This window comes from Oceanibaculum pacificum (assembly GCF_001618175.1).
Taxonomy (GTDB): domain Bacteria; phylum Pseudomonadota; class Alphaproteobacteria; order Oceanibaculales; family Oceanibaculaceae; genus Oceanibaculum; species Oceanibaculum pacificum.
Window position 1 is genome coordinate 18,772 of sequence record NZ_LPXN01000035.1, and the last position, 19,093, is coordinate 37,864.

Below are 19,093 nucleotides of genomic sequence, written 5' to 3' on the forward strand. Positions count from 1 at the left end.
CTTTCCGCTGTGTCCTTCGAGACGCTTGCTGCGCAAGCTCCTCAGGACGAGGGGAGACGGGGGGCAAAGGCAGTAGGGCAAAACACCCCTCATGCTGAGGAGCTTGCGCAGCAAGCGTCTCGAAGCATAGCGGGGCAAGGACTCGTGGGGAGCAGGGGCGCATGACCACCCTGCTGCCCGATCCCGCCGAGGCGCAGCGGCGCGCGGCGCATCCCAGGACCTCGGTCTGGGTCGGCGCGTCGGCCGGCACCGGGAAGACCAAGGTGCTGACCGACCGGGTGCTGGGTCTGCTGCTGCAAGAGACGAAACCCGAGCGGCTGCTGTGCCTGACCTTCACCAAGGCGGCGGCGGCGGAGATGGCGAACCGGCTGAACGCCACCCTGTCGGACTGGGCGGTGATGGCCGACGATGCGCTCGCCGACCGGCTGCTGGCGCTGACCGGCGAGCGGCCGGCCCCGGAGGTCATGACCCGCGCGCGACGGCTGTTCGCCCAGGTGCTGGACACGCCGGGAGGCTTGAAGATCCAGACCATCCACGCCTTCTGTCAGGCGCTGCTGCGGCGCTTCCCGCTGGAGGCCGACATCGCCCCGCATTTCGAGGTGATGGACGAGCAGACCGCGCGCGAGCTGCTGCTGGCGGCGCGCGACCGGATGCTGGCCAGCGCCCGCGCCGGGCAGGATGCCGCGCTGTCGGAGGCGCTGTCCCTGGTCACCGCGCGGGTGAACGAGGACAGCTTCGCCGCCCTCATGGACGCGCTGGCGTCGGAGCGCGGGCGGCTCGACCGGCTGCTGGCCCGGCATGGCGGGCTGGAGGGGCTGGTGGCGGCGATCCACGCCCGGCTCGACGTGCCGGTCGGGCTGAGCGACCGGGAGCTGATCCGCGACGCCTGCGCCGATGCGGCGTTCGACGCCGCCGCCTTGCGCCGGGCAATCGCCGTGCTGGATGGCGGCAAGGCTACGGACAAGAAGCTGGCGGCGGCGCTGGACGGTTTCCTGGCGGCGACCGACCGGTTGCCGCTCTATGCAAATTATTGCGGCGGCTTCCTGACGCAGAAGGGCGAGATTCGCGCCCGCCTCGTCACCGCCGACATCGCCGCCGCCAACCCGTGGCTGATGCCGCTGCTGCTGCGCGAGGCGGAACGGCTGATCCGGCTGGAGGCGCGCTGCCGCGCCGTGCGGGTGGCCGCCGCCACGGCGGCGCTGCTGCGGCTGGGCGACGCCATGCTGGCGACCTATCGCCGGGTGAAGCAGGCCCGCGCGCTGCTGGATTACGACGATCTCATCCTGGGCACCCGCGATTTGCTGCGCAGCGGCGACGGCATCGCCGCCTGGGTGCTGTTCAAGCTGGATGGCGGCATTGACCATGTGCTGATCGACGAGGCGCAGGACACCAATCCCGAGCAATGGGAGCTGATCGAGGCGCTGACCGGGGAGTTCTTCGCCGGGCTGGGCGCGCGCGAGGAAACCCGCACCATCTTCGCGGTCGGCGACGTGAAGCAGTCGATCTATAGCTTCCAGCGCGCTGAGCCGGCGGAGTTCACCCGCATGCGCGACGAATTCCGCCATCGCGCCGGCCTGGTGGAAAAGGCCTGGGACGAGGTGGCCCTGCACACTTCCTTCCGCTCCACGGAAACCGTGCTGGAGCTGGTCGACGCGGTGTTCGCGCTCGACCCCGCCCGCCAGGGCGTGGTCGAGGGGACGGAGCCGCTGCGCCATCTCGCCTTCCGCCGTGGCCAGGCCGGACGGGTCGAGTTGTGGCCGCTGATCGCGCCGAAGGAGCGGGAGGAGCTGGAACCCTGGCAGCCGCCGGTGGTGGTGCGCCCCGGCGATTCGCCGCGCGCCAGCCTGGCGACCGCCATCGCCCGGCGCATCCGCGACTGGATCGGTCGGGACATGCTTCCCTCCAAGCAGCGCCCGGTGCGGGCCGGCGACATCTTGGTGCTGGTCCGTCGGCGCGGCGGCTTCGTGGAGGAGCTGGTGCGCGCGCTGAAGGCGCTGGAAGTGCCGGTCGCCGGCATCGACCGCATGGTGCTGACCGAGCAGCTCGCGGTCATGGACCTGATGGCGCTGGGCGATTTCCTGCTGCTGCCGGAGGACGATCTGACCCTGGCCACGGTGCTGAAGGGCCCGCTGGTCGGGTTGACCGAGGAGCAGCTGTTCGAGATCGCCTGGAACCGCAAGGGCGGGCTGTGGGCCGCGCTTCAGGCCGCCCCGCAGGATTGGGCGCAGGACGCCACAAGGCTGCTGGGCGATCTGCTGGGCCGGGTCGATTATCTGCGCCCCTACGAGCTTTATGCCGAGGCGCTGGGCCACCGGCGCGGGCGCGAGAAGCTGATCGGCCGGCTGGGCTATGAGGCGGATGATCCGATCGACGAATTCCTCGCCCGCGCGCTGGCCTATGAGCGCGAGCATGTGCCGAGCCTGCAGGGCTTCCTGGCCTGGCTGCGCGCCGCCCAGGGCGAGATCAAGCGCGATCTGGAGGCCGGGCGCGACGAGGTGCGGGTGATGACCGCGCATGGCGCCAAGGGGCTGCAGGCCCCCATCGTCATCCTGCCGGACACGGCGGCCCTGCCGATCCTGCCGCCGCCGCTGCTGTGGACCCGCGACGATGTGCAGGGCGGGCTGATGCTGTGGTCGCCCAACGCCGCGTCGGACGACGCGGTGGCCGGGGCCGCGCGCGAGACGGCGAAACGCCGCCAGCAGGAGGAATATCGCCGGCTGCTCTATGTCGCGCTGACCCGCGCCGAGGACCGGCTGATCATCTGCGGCTGGGAGACGCGCAAGAAGACGCCGGACGAGTGTTGGTACCGGCTGGTCGAGCAGGCGATGCGCGATCGCGGGCGGGAATTGGCCTGCGATTTCATCGACAGGGGCGCGGTCGGCCGGGTGCTGGAAAACCCGCAGAACGTCACCGTGACGATCCAGGAAAAGCCGCATCGCGCACCGATCCAGCCGCTGTCGCCGGAAGCCTGGGCGCGCGCCATGCCCGCCGCCGAACCCTCGCCCTCGCGCCCGCTGACCCCGTCGCGGCCGAGCGGGGAGGAACCCTCCGTGCGCTCCCCGCTTTCCGTCGATTCGGAGACCGAGGCGGCGCGCTTCAAGCGCGGCACCTTGATCCATCGGCTGCTCCAGACCCTGCCGGACGTGCTGGCCGAACGCCGCACGGCGGCGGCCGCGCGGTTCCTCGCGCGCCCGGTGCATGGGCTGGACGCGGCGCAGGTCGCCGCCTATGCGGCCGAGGCGCTGGCGGTGCTGGATGATCCGACGTTCGGCGCCATCTTCGGCCCCGGTTCGGTCGCCGAAGTGCCGGTGGTCGGGCGCATCGGCCAGGGCGAGGACAGCATCGTCATCTCCGGCCAGATCGACCGGCTGCTGGTCAGCGAGACGGAAGCGCTGATCGTCGATTACAAGACCAACCGCCCGCCGCCGCTGGAGGCGCATCAGGTGTCGCCGGTCTATCTGCGGCAAATGGCCAGCTACCAGGCGGCGCTTGAGGCGGTCTATCCCGGCCGGGCGATCCGCTGTGCCTTGCTTTGGACAGATGGGCCGCGTTTGATGCCCCTGCCGGATGCGATCCTGGCGCCCTATCGACCCTGAGGACTCCCATGCTGCGCTATCTGCTGCCGGCCTTCCTGCTGCTCCTGGCCGCTCCCGTCCATGCCCAAACGGCATCCGACACCGCCACCTGCACCGTGATCGCCGATGGCGAGACCGGCGACATCCTGTTCCGCGCAGGCCCCTCCTGCGACAAGCCGGTCAGCCCCTGTTCCACCTTCAAGGTGCCGCTGGCGGTGATCGGCTACGATGCCGGGCTGCTGACCAGCGCCAAGGAGCCGGCGATCCCCTACGACCCCGCGCTGAACGTCTCGATGGAGGCCTGGCGACAGACTACGTCGCCGGAGCGCTGGATGCGCTATTCCGTCGTCTGGTACTCGCAGGCGCTGACCGCCGAGTTGGGCATGAAGCGGTTCCAGGCCTATATCGACGCTTTCGATTACGGCAATCGCGACCTGTCCGGCGATGCCGGCAAGGATAACGGGCTGACTCATGCCTGGCTCAGCTCATCCTTGAAGATATCGCCGGTGCAGCAGCTCGACTTCCTCGGCCGGATGCTGCGCCACGAGCTGCCGGCCAGCGCGCGGGCGCAGCGGCTGGCGGCGGAGATTCAGCCGGCATTCCCGCTGCCGGGCGCGCCCGACGGCTGGGCCGCCTACGGCAAGACCGGCACCGGCTATCGCGAGAAGGCCGACGGCACGCTCGACCGCAGCCGGCAGATCGGCTGGTTCGTCGGCTGGGCGGAAAAGGGCGAAAGGCGGCTGATCTTCACCCGGCTGCTGGAGGATGAGGGCCCCCGCGACGGCCCCGCCAGCTTCGCCGCGCGCGACGGATTGCTGGCCGATCTGGCGACTATGCTCGCCCGGGAAACGTTGAAGTGACGGCGGGCGGCCCCCGCGTCGCTTGACCGCTCGCCCCCACCTTCCTAGATTTGGTGCGAATTCGGGAATGTCCCCGACTCATGCCACGGGACGCCACGCGCCGGCGTCGGACGAGAAAAAGGCTGATAAGACATGAGCACGACGAAGGTTACCGACAGCTCTTTCGAGACGGACGTCCTCAACGCCGACAAGCCGGTGGTGGTGGATTTCTGGGCCGAATGGTGCGGCCCCTGCAAGATGATCTCCCCGATCCTCGACGAGATCGCCGGCGACATGGGCGACAAGGTCACCATCGCCAAGCTGAACATCGACGAGAATCCCTCGACCCCGCAGAAATACGGCGTGCGCGGCATTCCGACGCTGATGCTGTTCAAGAACGGCCAGGTCGCGGCGACCAAGATCGGCGCGCTGCCGAAGAGCGCGCTGTATCAGTGGGTCGAATCCAACATCTGACGGTTTCGGCGCGACAACGCCGTTGAGAACCCCTAGCCGTGGCCGGGGGTTTTTCTTTTCCGCGACGCCGGCTCTGAGTATTGTGCGGCCCATGACCCAGCGCGATTTTCCCAACCTGCATATCCTCGACCACCCGCTGATCCAGCATAAGCTGTCGAAGATGCGCGACCGCCAGACGACGACGATCAAATTCCGCCTGCTGCTGAAGGAGATCGCGCTGCTGATGGGCTACGAGATTACCCGCGTGCTGCCGATGACGACGGAGCCGGTGCAAACCCCGCTGGCGGTGATGGACGCGCCGGTGATCGACGGCCGCAAGCTGGCGGTTGTCTCCATCCTGCGCGCCGGCCTCGGCATGGCCGACGGGCTGCTGGAGCTGGTGCCCGCCGCGCGCATCGGCCATGTCGGCCTGTATCGCGACCACGACACCAAGCAGCCGGTGGAATATCTGGTGAAGCTGCCCTCCGCCGAGGGCCGGCTGTTCATCCTGGTCGACCCGATGCTGGCGACCGGCAATTCCGCCGTGCATGCGGTCGATGTGCTGAACCGCCATGGCGTGAAGGACGAGAATATCCGCTTCATGGCGCTGGTCGCCGCGCCCGAGGGCGTGGCGCAGTTCAACAAGCACCACCCGGACGTGCCGATCTATGTCGCCGCGCTGGACGAGAAGCTCGACGAGAACGCCTATATCGTCCCCGGCCTGGGCGATGCCGGGGACCGGCTGTTCGGGACGAAATAGCGGTCAGTAAGACCGCAGCATGTACCCCCGATACAAGACCGGGGGTGACGAATGGGGGGGCGAGGTCGAGGGTGACGGGCTGTGAGGATACCCCTCAGTTCATCCGCGCCTTGCGGCGGCTGCCGGGAAGGTCGTCGTCGTCGAACAGGGAGGCGAGCTGTTCCATCATGGTGCCGCCGAGCTGTTCGGCGTCGACCAGGGTGACGGCGCGGCGGTAGTAGCGCGTGACGTCATGGCCGATGCCGATGGCGACGAGCTGCACCGGCGAGCGGGTCTCGATATAGTGGATCGCCTCGCGCAGGTGCTTTTCCAGATAATTGCCCGGATTGACCGACAGCGTCGAATCGTCGACCGGCGCACCGTCGGAAATCACCATCAGGATGCGGCGCTCTTCGTTGCGGGCGATCAGCCGGTTATGCGCCCAGAGCAGCGCTTCGCCGTCGATATTCTCCTTCAGGATGCCTTCGCGCAGCATCAGGCCCAGATTCTTGCGGGCCCGGCGCAGCGGCTCGTCGGCATTCTTGTAGACGATGTGGCGCAGATCGTTCAGCCGGCCCGGATTGGGGGCCTTGCCGTTGGAAATCCACCGCTCGCGGCTGAGGCCGCCCTTCCAGGCGCGCGTGGTGAAGCCCAGAATCTCCACCTTCACGCCGCAGCGCTCCAGCGTGCGGGCCAGGATGTCCGCGCTCATCGCCGCGATGGTGATCGGCCGGCCGCGCATCGAACCTGAATTGTCGATCAGCAGGGTGACCACGGTGTCGCGGAAATTGGTTTCCTTCTCGATCTTGTAGGACAGCGGATAGGTCGGGTTGGTGACCACGCGCGACAGCCGGCCGGTATCCAGCATGCCGTCATCCAGATCGAACTCCCAGGTGCGGCTCTGCTTGGCCATCAGGCGGCGCTGCAGCCGGTTGGCCAGCTTGCCAATGACGCCCTGCAGGTGGGTGAGCTGCTGGTCCAGCAGCTTGCGCAGCCTTGTCAGCTCGTCGGCGTCGCACAGCGCATCGGCCTCGACCACCTCGTCATATTCGGTGGTGTAGGGCTGGTAGGGGCGGTTGTCGCCCTGGCCCGGCCGGTTGCGCTGCTGCTGGGGCGAGCCTGGCTCCTCCGATTGTTCGTCGGTGCCGCCGGGCATCATCTCGCCCTCGGCCTGCTCCCCGCTTTCCTCGCCCTCGTCGCCGGCCTGCATCTCCTGCGGCATGGCGTCCTCGCCGCCGGCCTGGTCGGCCGCCGACTCCATGTCGCTTTCGTCCTGCTCGTCGGACTCGCCGCCATCGTCGCCGCCTTCCGACTCGTCCATATTGTCGTCGTCGGAATCCCCATCCTCGCCGGGGTCGAGATTGAGGTCGCGGATCAGCTGGCGGGTCGCCTTGGCATAGCCGTCCTGGTCTTGCAGCAGCGGGCCCAGGCCCTGCAGATCCTCGCCGCAGCGCTGCTCGACCCAGGGCCGCCACAGATCGACCAGCCGGCGCGCGCTGGGCGGCGGCGCGTCGCCGGTGATGCGCTCGCGCGCCAGCAGGCGGATGACCTCCGCCAGATTGGCCTCGTTGCGCTCGGTGATATGCTCGAAGCCCTTGCGCTTGCAGCGTTCGTCCAGCGCGGCGGCCAGATTGCCGGCCACGCCCGCCATCTGGCGCGAGCCGATGGCCTCGACGCGGGCCTGCTCGACCGCATCGAAGATCGCCTTCGCCATGCCGCCCGACGGCGCGCGGCGGGTGTGCAGCTTCTCGTTATGGTGCTTCAGCTTCAGGGCGATGGCGTCTGCCTCGCCGCGCACCAGGGCGACATCGTGCGGATTGAGGTCGGTCGCCGGCACCGGCAGCCGGGCTCGGCCGGCGACCATGCCGGCCTGCTCGACGCCGTAGGTCACGTCGACCTCCGGCTCGCCGGCCATGGCGCGCAGTGTCGCCGCGGTCGCCCGCTTGAACTCCTCGACGGGGGTTTCGCCGTCAGACATGCCTAATCCACTCTATTCAGCGGCTGTTATTGCTCAATTCTTGGTCGAGCGAATGCCGATATCCTCCAGGTCGCGGCCGAAGCTGCGCTGGTAATATTCCGCCACTGCGGCGCGCTCCACCTCGTCGCACTTGTTCAGGAAGGTGAGGCGGAAGGCCATCGCGACATCGTTGAATATCTTCGCATTCTCCGCCCAGGTGATGACGGTGCGGGGGCTCATCACGGTGGAGATGTCGCCATTGATGAAGCCGGCGCGGGTCAAATCGGCGACGCGCACCATGGCCGACAGCGTCTCGCGGCCCTCCTTGTTGTCGTAGCCGGGCAGCTTGGCGGCGACGATCTTCACCTCGTCGTCATGCGGCAGATAATTGAGCGTGGCGACGATCGACCAGCGGTCCATCTGGCCCTGGTTGATCTGCTGGGTGCCGTGATACAGGCCGGTCGTGTCGCCCAGGCCCACCGTGTTGGCGGTGGAGAACAGGCGGAACGACTTGTTCGGGCGGATGACGCGGTTCTGGTCCAGCAGGGTCAGCTTGCCCTCGACCTCCAGAACGCGCTGGATGACGAACATCACGTCGGCGCGGCCGGCATCATATTCGTCGAACACCAGAGCGACGGGGTTCTGCAGCGCCCAGGGCAGGATGCCTTCGCGGAACTCGGTCACCTGCTGGCCTTCGCGCAGCACGATGGCGTCCTTGCCGATCAGGTCGATGCGGCTGATGTGGCTGTCCAGGTTCACGCGCACGCAGGGCCAGTTCAGGCGGGCGGCGACCTGCTCGATATGGGTCGACTTGCCGGTGCCGTGATAGCCCTGGATCATGACGCGGCGGTTATGCGCGAAGCCGGCCAGGATGGCCAGGGTGGTCGCCCGGTCGAACTGGTAGCTCTCGTCCAGGTCCGGCACATATTCGCTGCCGACGCTGAAGGCCGGCACGTCCATATCGACATCGATGCCGAAGGTCTGACGGACCGAGACGGTGATGTCCGGGGCGTCCAGCGAATGCGCGCGCGGCGTTTCGGCGTAGTGTTTCTGGGCGGCGGCGGACGCAGTTGCTTGTGCCATGAACAGGGACTTCCGTGCTGTTTTTAAGACCTTCGGGTCGGATCAGGCGAGAACGCTAGCGCAAACGGCCATGAAACCGCAGCGCGTTTTTAACATAAGAACTTTCGCAAGGTGGCATAGGCCTGATTGATGGTCTTCAGGCGCTCTTCCGCTTGCTTGTCGCCGCCATTCGCATCGGGGTGATGCTGCTTGACGAGCTGGCGATAACGAACCCGAACTTCCTGCCAGGTGACCGGAAAGTCGAGTCCCATCGTATGTGCGGCCTGCATTTCCGGCGTCTGGCTGGCCCGCGCCGGCCGCTCGGCGCGGCCGCCGGCCTCCTCCTGGCCGCCCACGGCTTCCTCATAGACGCCGAAATCGTCATGCACTCTGTAGGAGCGCTGGGCGCCTTCGCCGCGCCGGTCGCGCCGGCCGCCGGGCTGGGTGCCCTGCTGGCCGCCCAGCTTCCAGGTCGGCCGGTCCCAGATAATGTCGCGGCGGATATGGGCTTCCACCTCATCCTCGCTCATGCCGGAAAAATAATTCCAGGAGGCGTTGTAGGCGCGCACATGGTCCAGGCAGAACCAGCGGTAATCGTTCAGCGCGCTGCGGCTCTTCGGCGCGCGATACTCGCCGGCGGCCGCGCAGCCGGGAATTTCGCACAATCGCACGCCGCCCTGGCTGGCATATCGCTGCCGCCATTCCGCTTCCCAGGGGTCGATTGCTTTTGCCCGCGCCATGGCAGGAATTATGGTGGGGCAACCGCCGCCCCGCAAGCGCTTGGAGAGCGGTGAATTGCCGCCATGCGTCAACAGGGCCCTGGTTGTTCCTGCGCCCGCGCGCCTTACCTACTGACTGAAAGCCCGTCGGCCGATCCGCTCCTGTTGCCGTTCGGACCGATAAACTTTATGAACGAATGGGAAGATGAGGGGAAACCAGGATGACGGTCGCCGCGACGATGCGCAGCAAGCTGGAGCAGGCTTTCACACCGGCCTTGCTGGAGATCGTGGACGAATCGCACCGCCATGTCGGCCATGCCGGGCATAGCGGGGCCGGGGAAAGCCATTTCCAGATCCGCATCGTCGCCCCCGCTTTCGAGGGCAAGTCGCGGGTCGAGCGGCAGCGGCTGGTCTATGGCGTGCTGGCGGAGGAGCTTGCCGGCCCGGTCCATGCGCTGGCGCTGACGGTGCGCACGCCCGCCGAGGCCGCTGTCTGAGGCGGCCACGGTGTTTCAACCATTAAGAGTAAATGTTCGCTGTGAACATTTCATGGTTGCAATCATGACGCGCTCCGCTAAATTGGCATACCAGGATAACCGACCGGCCAATTTCGTCCGGCGCACGTGGACAGCGCGATAAGTGGATGGGCACCAGCCTGAGAAGCCATAACGTCGTCGTGAACGGTCACCGAACCAGCATGCGCCTGGAGCCGGAGATGTGGTCGGCCCTGCGGGAGGTCGCCGGCCGCGAGCAGATGTCGATCAACCAGCTCTGCACGCTGATCAACCGGGTGCGCGACCGTTCCAGCCTGACCTCGGCGGTGCGGGTGTTCATCCTGGCCTATTTCCGGTCGGTGGCGAAGCAGTTGGAGGCGCCGCATTTCAGCGGTGCCCGGCAGCCGCTGGATACGGCGCTGGGATTGACCCGCCAGCAGGTATCGTCGAGCCCCAGGCTGTAAGGGCGGTTGCCTAGAAATCCAGATCGGCGTAATGCGCCGGCGGGGCCGATCCCGCCATTCGGTCCGCCAGCAGCGGACGGAAGGAAGGCCGCGACTTCACGCGGGCGTACCATTCCTTGGCGTCGCCATGCTCATCCCAGGGCACATTGCCGATATAATCGATGCAGGACAGATGCGCGGCCGCCGCCAGATCGGCGAGGCTGAGGTGGTCGCCGCCCAACCAGGTCCGGCGCTCGCACAGATAGCCGATATAATCCAGATGGTAGTGAATGTTCGACAGGCCGGCGCGGATAGCCTCGCTGGACGGGCCGCCCAGGCCCAGCAGCCGCTTCATCAGCTTCTCGCCGACCAAATTGCGGGTGACTTCCTCGTCGAACTTGCCGTCGAACCAGGCCGACAGCCGGCGAATCTCGGCCCGCTCCACCGGGCTGCCCATGATCAGCAGGCGCTGCGGATAGACCTCTTCCAGATATTCCGCGATGACGGTGGAATCGGCCAGCACCGCCGTTTCGTTCGGCGCCTCGTCATCGACCAGCACCGGCACCTGGCAGGCCGGGTTCATCGCCAGGAAATCGCTGCGCCGATCCCACACCCGCTCTTCCTTCAATTCGAAGGCGAGATCCTTTTCGGCGAGGATGAGACGAATCTTGCGGCAGAAGGGAGACAGCCACTGATGATAGAGAATGCGCATTTCCAGCCGGCTCTGTGCGAAACCGCCCGCATATTGCGTAATTTCTAGGGCTTAGCGCAAGCGCTGGTTGGTTAACGCCTGTTACTGTGGCGATTTGCAGCGGCAGATAACGGCAGGAAGCGCTCTCAATCCGTGCGCCCGCCATTGTCCTCGACGGCTTTGCGGGCGGCCTGGCGGGCACGGCGGCGTTCCTTCTTCATCCAGAGCGGCTGGCCGAAAACCGGCTCCGGCAGCGGCTCTGCCGGGCCGCCGGGCAGGATCGGCCGGGTTTGGAACCGGCCCAGCGTCAGCAGCCGGTCATACATGACGATGGCCCCGGCGACCGCGACATTGACGCAGAATTGCATCGGTATCTTCACCACATGGTCGCACAGCGCGACGATCTCCGGGTCCAGGCTGTTGCGCTCCGGCCCCAATATGTAGGCCGCCTGGCGCGGATGGCGGAAGCTGGGCAGTTCCACCGCATCCTCGGTCAGCTCGACGCCGACCAGCGTGCAATCTTGAGGCAGGCGGAAATCGCGCGGGCCGTCGAACCGGTAATAGGGCAGGCTGCGCAGCGCGTTCGAGGTGTCGGTCTGGTTCAGCTTCCGCTGGTCGTAGGATTCCGCCACAGTGAAGACGAAGCTGGCGCCGAAGGCGTGCGCCGTGCGGAACAGGGTGCCGGCGTTCTGCGCCTTACTGAGGCCCTGCACCCCGATCGCGAAATAGCCCTTCATCGTCGCCGTCCTTCCCGATTGCCAGCGGCCCGGCCCGAGGGCAAGGTTGCTGCCGCAAGAATCACAAGCCTTAAAAGCGGAACGCCCCCAATGACAGAAGAAATCCTTCGCGTCCAGACCAGCGCTCACAGCGCGGCCCCTATCGCCGTGGAGGTGACGCGCGGCGGCATGGTCGAAAGTTTCCACCGCGTCATCGCCGCCGTGACCGATGCGTCGGGCAGCCTGCGCCATGCCTGGGGCGATGCCGATCGGCTGGTCTATGGCCGGTCCGCGATCAAGCCGATCCAGGCCATCGCCCTGGTGGAGAGCGGGGCCGCCGAGGCCTTCGGGCTGGCCGACAAGCATGTGTCGCTGGCCTGCGCCTCGCATAGCGGCGAGACCATGCATACCGAGACGGTGCGCGACTGGCTGGGCCAGCTCGGCCTCGGCAATGACGATCTGGAGTGCGGCAACCAGATGCCCGGCCATGAGCCGACCGCGCATGCCATGATCCGCCAGGGCGAGAGCCCGTGCCGCATTCACAATAATTGCTCGGGCAAGCATAGCGGTTTCCTGACGACGGCGATGCATCTGGGCGAACCGACCAAGGGCTATATCGGCGCCGATCATCCGGTGCAGAAGCGGCTGATGCGGCTGTGCCAGGAGATGGGCGGCGAGGATTTGTCCCACACGCCGCGCGGCATTGATGGCTGCGGTATCCCGGTCTTCGGCATGTCGCTGAAGGCGATGGCGGTGGCGATGGCCCGCATGGCCGATCCGGCGGAGCTGCCGGCCACGCGCCGCGACGCCATCCTGCGCATCCGCAAGGCGGTGGCGGCCGAACCGCTGATGATCGCCGGCACCGGCCGTTTCGGCTCCCTCGTGCTGCAGCAGCTGGGCGAGCGCATCCTGCTGAAGACCGGGGCGGAGGGCGTCTATACCGCCGCCCTGCCGGAACTGGGCCTCGGCATCGCGCTGAAGGTGGATGACGGCAATCACCGCGCCTCCACCGTGGCGCTGGGCTGGATCCTGACCCGGCTCGGCGTGCTGCGGAAGGCCGACCAGGAGGCGCTGGCCAACCAGCTTGTGGCGCCGATCGCCAACTGGGTCGGCTATGGCTGCGGCGTGGTCCGTCCGGCTCCCGATCTGGCCTTGTGATCATGCGCGCGGTTCTGTGTGAAAGCCTGGACGGCCCGGACGCGCTGACGATCGGCGTACGGCCCGACCCCGTGGCCGGCCCCGGCGAGGTGTTGGTCGACATCAAGGCCGGCGGCCTGAATTTTGCCGATACGCTGATGGTGCAGGGCAAGTACCAGGAAAAGCCGCCGCTGCCCTTCGTGCCGGGGCTGGAGGCGGCCGGCGTGGTCGCCGCCGTTGGCGAGGGTGTGATCCGGGTGAAGCCGGGCGACCGGGTGGCCGCCCTGGTCGATTACGGGGCCTTCGCCGAGAAGGCCGTGGCGCGTGAGCGCGATGTCTTCCCGATACCCGATTCGATGGATTTCGAGGCCGGGGCCGCCTTTCCGGTCGCCTATGGCACGGCGCATGGCGGGCTGGTCTGGCGCGACAATCTCCAGCCCGGCGAGGTGCTGGTGGTGCATGGCGCCGCCGGCGGGGCCGGGCTGGCTGCCGTCGAGGTTGGCAAGGCGATGGGCGCGACCGTCATCGCCACTGCCGGCGGGCCGGAAAAGGTGGCGCTGGCGCTGGCGCGCGGGGCCGATCACGGCATCGACTACAAGACCGAGGATGTGAAGGAGCGGGTGCGCGCGCTGACCGGCGGCGAAGGGGCGGATGTCTATTTCGATCCCGTCGGCGGCGATGTGTTCGACGCCTCGATCCGCGCCATCCGCTTCGGCGGCCGCATCGTCGTCATCGGCTTCGCGGCCGGCCGCATCCCGCAGGTGCCGGCCAATCTGCTGCTGGTGAAGAATATCGCCGTCACCGGGCTGTATTGGGGCGAGCACCGCCGCCGCCATCCCGACTGGATGCTGGCGCAGTTCGCCGACCTGACGCGCTGGCATGCGGAGGGCCGGCTAAACCCGCACATCTCCCACCGTTTCCCGCTGGAGCAGGCGGGCGAGGCGATGCGCACTCTGCTGGCGCGCAAATCCACCGGCAAGGTGGTGCTGACGGTCTGAAACCCAGAGGATCAGGCCGCCGCGCGCTCCGCCTGGGGGCGCACCTTGTCGGCCGCTTCCAGGATCAGCGAGGCGTCGGCCCCGGCGCGGTGCGCGTTCTCGGACAGGTGGCGGCGGAAGGCGCGGGCGCCGGGCAGGCCGTTGAACAGCCCCAGAATATGGCGCGTCATATGGTTCAGCGGCGTGCCCTCGGCCAATTCCCGCTCGACATAGGGGATGAAGCCGCGCAGCAAATCGTGGCGGGTCGGCACCGGCCCGGCATCACCGAACAGCCGACTGTCGGCCTCGGCCAGCATGTAGGGTTCCTGATAGGCGGCGCGGCCGATCATCACGCCGTCGGTCTGGGCCAGATGCGCCGCCGCCTGGTCCAGCGTCAGCACGCCACCATTCAGCACGATCTCCAGCTCCGGCAATTCCTGCTTCAGCCGGTAGACCAGCTCGTAGCGCAGCGGCGGGATGTCGCGATTTTCCTTTGGGCTGAGGCCCTGCAGCCAGGCCTTGCGGGCATGGATGGTGAAGCTGCGGCACCCGGCATCGGCCACCGTCTCGACGAAGCGCTTCAGGTCGTCGTAATCCTCCATCGCATCGACGCCGATGCGCGACTTCACCGTGACCGGCAGGGATGTCGCGGCGATCATTGCTTTCACCCCGGCGGCCACCGTATGCGGCTCCTCCATCAGGCAGGCGCCGAAGCGGCCCTTCTGCACCCGGTCGCTGGGGCAGCCGCAATTCAGGTTCACCTCGTCATAGCCATGGGCCTCGACGATCTCGGCGCTGGCCGCCAGATCGTCCGGCTCCGACCCGCCGAGCTGGCAGGCGACCGGATGCTCGGCCGGATCGAAGCGCAGCAGCCGCGCGCGGTCGCCCTGCAGCACCGCGCCGGTCGTGACCATCTCGGTATAGAGCAGCGCCCGCCGGCTGATCAGCCGCAGGAAATAGCGGTCGTGCCGGTCGGTCCAATCCATCATCGGCGCGACGCTGAGGCGCCGCGACAGGGCTGGCTGCGATAGCTGGGTCATTGGCGGAGAATGCGCAAAATCAGCGCTTTTTGTCCAGCCTTAGCCCCATCACCCCCACGGACCCGATCCCCGGCGCTGGCGGCGCGACCAGGGGCCGGCGGTACGCACCCGGCGGCGGGGCGCGCCGAATAGCGGGACGTCGCGCCGCTTCAGCAACCCAACCAGCAGCATGCCGGCGACGAAGCCGCCAATATGCGCGTACCAGGCCACGCCGCCCTCGCTGCCGGTATCCAGCAGCGCGCTGACGATCTGGATGACGAAATAGAAGCCCAGCACCAGGATCGCCGGCAGCGGGGTCATCCGGGTGAACAGGCCGAGCGGAATCAGCACCCAGACATTGGTGCGCGGAAACAGCAGCAGATAGGCCCCCAGCACGCCGGAGATGGCGCCGCTGGCCCCGATCATCGGCACGCCGGAGGCCGGGTCGGCCGCCACTTGCAGGAACGCCGCCGCCCCACCGCACAGCAGATAGAACAGCAGGTATCGGACGCGCCCTAGCGCCTCCTCCACATTATTCCCGAAGATCCAGAGATAGAGCATGTTGCCGCCCAGATGCAGCCAGCCGCCATGCAGGAACATGGAGGTCAGCACCGTCATCCAAGGATCGACCAACGCCACGCCGGCCGGCAGCACCTGGGTGCCGAGGAGCACCGAGGGGATCAGCCCCAACGCGTAAACCGCGCGATTGCCCGCATCGTCGCCTAACGACGCTTGCCAGGCAAATACGGCGATGCAGGCGACGATCAGCAGGATCGTCAGGATCGCCTGTCTTTCCGTGGGGTTATCGTCGCTGAGCGGTATCAAGAGCTGACAGATTCCGTCACAATTAAATGATTTTTACGTTCATTTTGTGCAATTTACGGCTTTTTAATCCCCCGTGGCGCATCATAATAGGTACAGCATTTCAGATTGTCCCAGATGACCAGTTCCGAGCCTTCCCTCACTCTCATACGTGCGATCGACGCGCACGAAAAATATGTCACGGGGCGCGGCGGGCGGCGGCTGGTCGTCACCGGCGCGCCGTACGACAATCTGAACCTGTCGGACCGGGTGATGAAAGGCGCCTCGATGTCCCGCTGCAGCTTCAGCAATTCGGTGATGCAGCGTGTAATCCTTTCCGAGGCCGATTTGTTCGCCGCCAATTTCTTCAAGGCCGATCTGCGCGGCGCCCTCCTGATCAAGGCCGATCTGCGCGGCGCCCTCCTGATCAAGGCCGATCTGCGCGGCGCCCTCCTGATCAAGGCCGATCTGCGCGGCGCCCTCCTGATCAAGGCCGATCTGCGCGGCGCCAATCTGGGCAAGGCGCAACTGGCCGACGCCGATTTCACCGATGCCGACCTGCGGCCCGGCCAGATCATCGTGATGCGCAACGGCGAGCAGCACGAGGAAGAACAGGCCGTCGATCTGGGCGGCGCGCGCATCGACCGGGCGCGCATGTCGGGCGCCAATCTGAACCGCGCCAATCTGGCCGTCAGCTCCGCCGAATCGGCCGATTTCTCCAATGCGCGGATGACCGAGGTGAATCTCTCCGGCGCCAATCTGGCCAATGCCAGTTTCCGCAACGCCAAGCTGCGCAACGCCATCATGATCGGGGCCAAGGTGGGCGGCACCGATTTCTCCGGCGCGGACCTCAGCGGGGCCAATCTGCGCAATGTCGATCTTTCCACCGCGAACATGAAGAACGCGGATTTGAAGGATGCGGTGTTGAAGAGCGGCCAGGGGGACATCCCCTCCCTGGTCCAGTATCTGATCGACCAGCACAGCATCTGGATCGCAACCAACGGCGCTGGCGGCGAGCGGGCGGATTTCTCGCGCAACGACCTCTCGAAGCTGGATCTGTCGGCGACCGATTTGCGCGCCGCGATCTTGCGCGAAACCCTGCTGCAGAAGAGCCAGCTGGTGAATGCCGAGCTGCTGCTGGCCGATTTCAGCGGCGCCGACCTGAGCGGCGCGGATTTCAGCGACGCCACCATGAAGGGCGCTAAGCTGAAGGAAGCCAATTTGGCGCGCATTTCCCTGCGCAATGCCGATTTGACGCCCTTGCAGCTGCGCCGGCCGGATGGCGGCGTCAGTGGCCGCGTGCTGTGCGTCGATCTCAGCGACGCCGATCTGCGCGACGCGGATTTGCGGGGCGCCGACCTGCGTCAGGCCGATCTGCGCAATGCGAATCTGGAGGGCGCCAATTTGACCGGGGCCGATCTGCGCGGCGCCATCCTGGACAATACCAAGCTGGGCGGCGCGGTCACGGCCGGCACCAAGTTCGGCTAAGCCGCGCCTTTGCGCCGCGCCAGGCGATAGACGTAAGTCCCGACAATGCCGACCACGACCAGGATCGACAGCGGGTCCAGCACCGCCGACACCTTGTCGTAGCTGCCCTGCAGCAGATAGCCGGCCAGCGCCAGCAACCCTGTCCAGGCCAGCGTGCCGACGGTGGTGAACAGCAGGAACAGCGCCATCGGCATGCGCGCGATGCCGGCGGGCACCGAGATCAGCGTGCGCACGGTTGGCACCAGCCGGCCAAGCAGCACCGCCCCCCCGCGATGCCGGTCGAACCAGTCGGTGGCGCGGTCCACATCCTCCGGCCCCATGGTCAGCCATTTGCCGTGCCGTTTGGCCAGCCGCTTGAACCGCTTCAGGCCCCAGCGATGCCCGGCATAATACCAGGGCAGGGCGCCGAGGACCGATCCCAGGCCGCCCGCCGCGATCACGCCGGCCATCGTCAGCTCCCCCTTGGCGGCGGCGAAGCCGGCGAGCGGCATGATCAGCTCCGAGGGGATCGGGGGGAAGATATTCTCGACGAACATCAGGAAGGCGATGCCGAGATAGCCGCCATCGGCCACGATGCCGGAAATCCAATCGATCATGAGACAGCCGACCTGACCTTTGAGCAGTGAACCGGGATGCCCCCGCCTTCGAGGGCAAGAAGCGGATAGGCCGGGCAGCATACCCCCGGCACGGTGCGCGGATCGCATCGCCACCGGAGATTTGGCCATGAAACGCCCCGCTTCAATCCCCTTTCTCGCCGTCAGCACCGCTCTCGCCCAGGGCGCGGACCAATTGGCGCTGGCCGCCGTGCCGCTGGTGGCTGCCGTGGCGCTGGGGGCGGGACCGGCGCTGATCGGCCTGCTGGTCGCCGCGCAAAGCGCCGCCTGGCTGCTGGTCTCCCTGCCGGCCGGCGCGCTGGTCGACCGGTTGCCGAAACGCCGGCTGCTGGTCGCCGCCCAGCTTCTGGCGTCGCTGGCCTTCGCCGCCGCAGCGCTGGCGGCCTGGGCCGCCGAACCCGCCTTGCTGGCCGCCGCCGGCTTCCTGGGGTCGGCGGGTACGGTGCTGTTCGTACTGGGCGGTTTCGCCGCCGTCCCGGCGCTGGTCGATCCGGCCCGCCTGCCCCGCGCCAATGCACGGCTGGAGCTGGCGCGCGCCGTCGCCACCCTGGCCGCACCGCTACTGGCCGGGGCCGCCGCCCAGGCCGGCCAGCCGGCGCTGGCGCTGCTGGCCGCCAGCGCCGCCGCCCTGCTGGCTGCCGCGACGGCCCTGCGCCTGCCGCCGCTCTCCCTGCCGGCATCCGCCGACGCCCGTCCGTCCTTGCCGCGCGCCGTGGCGGAGGGCGCCGGCTTCGTATTGCGCCAGCCCTTGCTGCGGGCGATTGCCGCCTGCGCGGTTGCCTGGAACACCGCCTTTTTCATGCTGACCGCCGCTTTCATTCCCTTCGCGCTGGAACGGCTGGGACTATCGGCCGGGCAAGCCGGTATCGCGCTGGGCAGCTATGGCGTCGGGCTGATCCTGGGCGCGCTCGCGGCCCCCCGCCTGGCGGAGCGCTGGACGCCCGCCCGGCTGCTGACGCTGGGGCCGGGCCTGTCCGTGCTTGCCGGGCTGGCGTTGGTCGCCGGGCCGTGGACGCCGGAGAATATTCCGCCCCTGGCCTTGCCCATGCTGGCGCATTTCCTGATCGGCTTCGGCCCGATGCTATGGCAGGTCAGCCAGACCAGCCTGCGCCAGATCGTGACGCCGGCCGCCTTGCTGGGCCGGGTCGGGGCGACGATACAGGTCGCGGTGTTCGGCGTGCGGCCGCTGGGCGCGCTGGCCGGCGGCGCTCTGGCCGTCCGCTACGGGCTGGATACGGCGATGCTGGCGGCGACCGCCGGTTTCGCGTTGTCCTTCGCCATCATCCTCGCCTCGCCGCTGGCCCGCCTGAAGCGCTTGCCGAGCGCCATCGCCGTCTAGACGGCGCGCGCCGCAGGCACTATCCCTGTA

At 67.6% G+C, this 19,093-nt stretch carries 18 protein-coding genes; 10 read left to right on the forward strand and 8 right to left on the reverse strand.

The annotated features are described in order from the left end of the window. Positions 1-161: 161 nt before the first annotated feature. The 4 genes from addA (at position 162) to upp (ending at position 5,627) form a co-directional block, all read left to right on the forward strand. Positions 162-3,596, forward strand: coding sequence for a double-strand break repair helicase AddA (gene addA / locus AUP43_RS03240; protein WP_067552619.1), 3,435 nt, complete (start codon positions 162-164; stop codon positions 3,594-3,596). An 8-nt stretch (positions 3,597-3,604) separates the two neighbouring features. Further along, positions 3,605-4,435 (forward strand): class D beta-lactamase, encoded by an 831-nt coding sequence (blaOXA, locus tag AUP43_RS03245; RefSeq protein WP_067552623.1) that lies wholly within the window; start codon positions 3,605-3,607, stop codon positions 4,433-4,435. Between the two features lie 132 nt (positions 4,436-4,567). Beyond that, positions 4,568-4,888, forward strand: coding sequence for a thioredoxin TrxA (gene trxA / locus AUP43_RS03250; RefSeq protein ID WP_067552626.1), 321 nt, complete (start codon positions 4,568-4,570; stop codon positions 4,886-4,888). Positions 4,889-4,979: 91 nt separating this feature from the next. Then, entirely contained in the window at positions 4,980-5,627 is a 648-nt protein-coding gene (gene upp / locus AUP43_RS03255; protein ID WP_067552629.1) for a uracil phosphoribosyltransferase, read from the forward strand. 94 nt (positions 5,628-5,721) lie between these two features. Here the strand turns inward: upp and cobT are convergent, their stop codons facing one another. From cobT to AUP43_RS03270, 3 genes are all read right to left on the reverse strand, one after another. Continuing rightward, complete coding sequence (gene cobT / locus AUP43_RS03260) at positions 5,722-7,584, reverse strand: cobaltochelatase subunit CobT (RefSeq protein ID WP_067552632.1); 1,863 nt, start codon at positions 7,582-7,584, stop codon at positions 5,722-5,724. A 33-nt stretch (positions 7,585-7,617) separates the two neighbouring features. Continuing rightward, positions 7,618-8,646 (reverse strand): cobaltochelatase subunit CobS, encoded by a 1,029-nt coding sequence (cobS, locus tag AUP43_RS03265; protein ID WP_067552635.1) that lies wholly within the window; start codon positions 8,644-8,646, stop codon positions 7,618-7,620. 89 nt (positions 8,647-8,735) lie between these two features. Beyond that, positions 8,736-9,365: a J domain-containing protein gene (locus tag AUP43_RS03270; protein ID WP_067552638.1), complete on the reverse strand. Its 630-nt coding sequence runs from the start codon at positions 9,363-9,365 to the stop codon at positions 8,736-8,738. Positions 9,366-9,565: 200 nt separating this feature from the next. On the opposite strand from AUP43_RS03270, the gene AUP43_RS03275 reads away from it, so the two are divergent. Both AUP43_RS03275 and AUP43_RS03280 read left to right on the forward strand, forming a co-directional pair. Further along, positions 9,566-9,841, forward strand: coding sequence for a BolA family protein (locus tag AUP43_RS03275; protein ID WP_067552641.1), 276 nt, complete (start codon positions 9,566-9,568; stop codon positions 9,839-9,841). Between the two features lie 146 nt (positions 9,842-9,987). After that, complete coding sequence (locus AUP43_RS03280) at positions 9,988-10,302, forward strand: ribbon-helix-helix domain-containing protein (RefSeq protein WP_067552644.1); 315 nt, start codon at positions 9,988-9,990, stop codon at positions 10,300-10,302. A gap of 10 nt (positions 10,303-10,312) precedes the next feature. Here AUP43_RS03280 and AUP43_RS03285 read toward each other — a convergent pair whose 3' ends face one another. Both AUP43_RS03285 and AUP43_RS03290 read right to left on the reverse strand, forming a co-directional pair. Next, a complete protein-coding gene (locus AUP43_RS03285) occupies positions 10,313-10,993 on the reverse strand; it encodes a glutathione S-transferase family protein (RefSeq protein WP_067552647.1) in 681 nt (226 codons plus the stop codon). 125 nt (positions 10,994-11,118) lie between these two features. Then, positions 11,119-11,709: an RNA methyltransferase gene (locus tag AUP43_RS03290; protein ID WP_067552650.1), complete on the reverse strand. Its 591-nt coding sequence runs from the start codon at positions 11,707-11,709 to the stop codon at positions 11,119-11,121. A 90-nt stretch (positions 11,710-11,799) separates the two neighbouring features. Between AUP43_RS03290 and AUP43_RS03295 the strand changes: the two genes are divergently transcribed. Both AUP43_RS03295 and AUP43_RS03300 read left to right on the forward strand, forming a co-directional pair. Continuing rightward, positions 11,800-12,846, forward strand: coding sequence for an asparaginase (locus tag AUP43_RS03295; RefSeq protein ID WP_067552653.1), 1,047 nt, complete (start codon positions 11,800-11,802; stop codon positions 12,844-12,846). Positions 12,847-12,848: 2 nt separating this feature from the next. Next, positions 12,849-13,823 (forward strand): NADPH:quinone oxidoreductase family protein, encoded by a 975-nt coding sequence (locus AUP43_RS03300; protein ID WP_067552655.1) that lies wholly within the window; start codon positions 12,849-12,851, stop codon positions 13,821-13,823. 11 nt (positions 13,824-13,834) lie between these two features. Here the strand turns inward: AUP43_RS03300 and dusA are convergent, their stop codons facing one another. Continuing rightward, positions 13,835-14,842, reverse strand: a complete 1,008-nt coding sequence (gene dusA / locus AUP43_RS03305; protein ID WP_067552658.1) for a tRNA dihydrouridine(20/20a) synthase DusA — start codon at positions 14,840-14,842, stop codon at positions 13,835-13,837. 48 nt (positions 14,843-14,890) lie between these two features. Continuing rightward, a complete protein-coding gene (locus AUP43_RS03310; RefSeq protein WP_084462514.1) occupies positions 14,891-15,646 on the reverse strand; it encodes a rhomboid family intramembrane serine protease in 756 nt (251 codons plus the stop codon). 114 nt (positions 15,647-15,760) lie between these two features. On the opposite strand from AUP43_RS03310, the gene AUP43_RS03315 reads away from it, so the two are divergent. Then, positions 15,761-17,110 carry a pentapeptide repeat-containing protein gene (locus tag AUP43_RS03315; RefSeq protein ID WP_067552660.1) on the forward strand — a complete coding sequence of 450 codons (1,350 nt, stop codon included), beginning with the start codon at positions 15,761-15,763 and terminating at the stop codon, positions 17,108-17,110. Here AUP43_RS03315 and AUP43_RS03320 read toward each other — a convergent pair. Next, the gene (locus AUP43_RS03320; RefSeq protein ID WP_067552663.1) at positions 17,107-17,706 is read right to left on the reverse strand and encodes a DedA family protein; all 600 of its coding nucleotides are present in this window, start codon (positions 17,704-17,706) and stop codon (positions 17,107-17,109) included. The genes AUP43_RS03315 and AUP43_RS03320 overlap by 4 nt on opposite strands. Before the next feature lie 127 nt (positions 17,707-17,833). On the opposite strand from AUP43_RS03320, the gene AUP43_RS03325 reads away from it, so the two are divergent. Continuing rightward, positions 17,834-19,063: an MFS transporter gene (locus tag AUP43_RS03325; protein ID WP_067552666.1), complete on the forward strand. Its 1,230-nt coding sequence runs from the start codon at positions 17,834-17,836 to the stop codon at positions 19,061-19,063. The last annotated feature ends 30 nt before the right edge of the window (positions 19,064-19,093 follow it).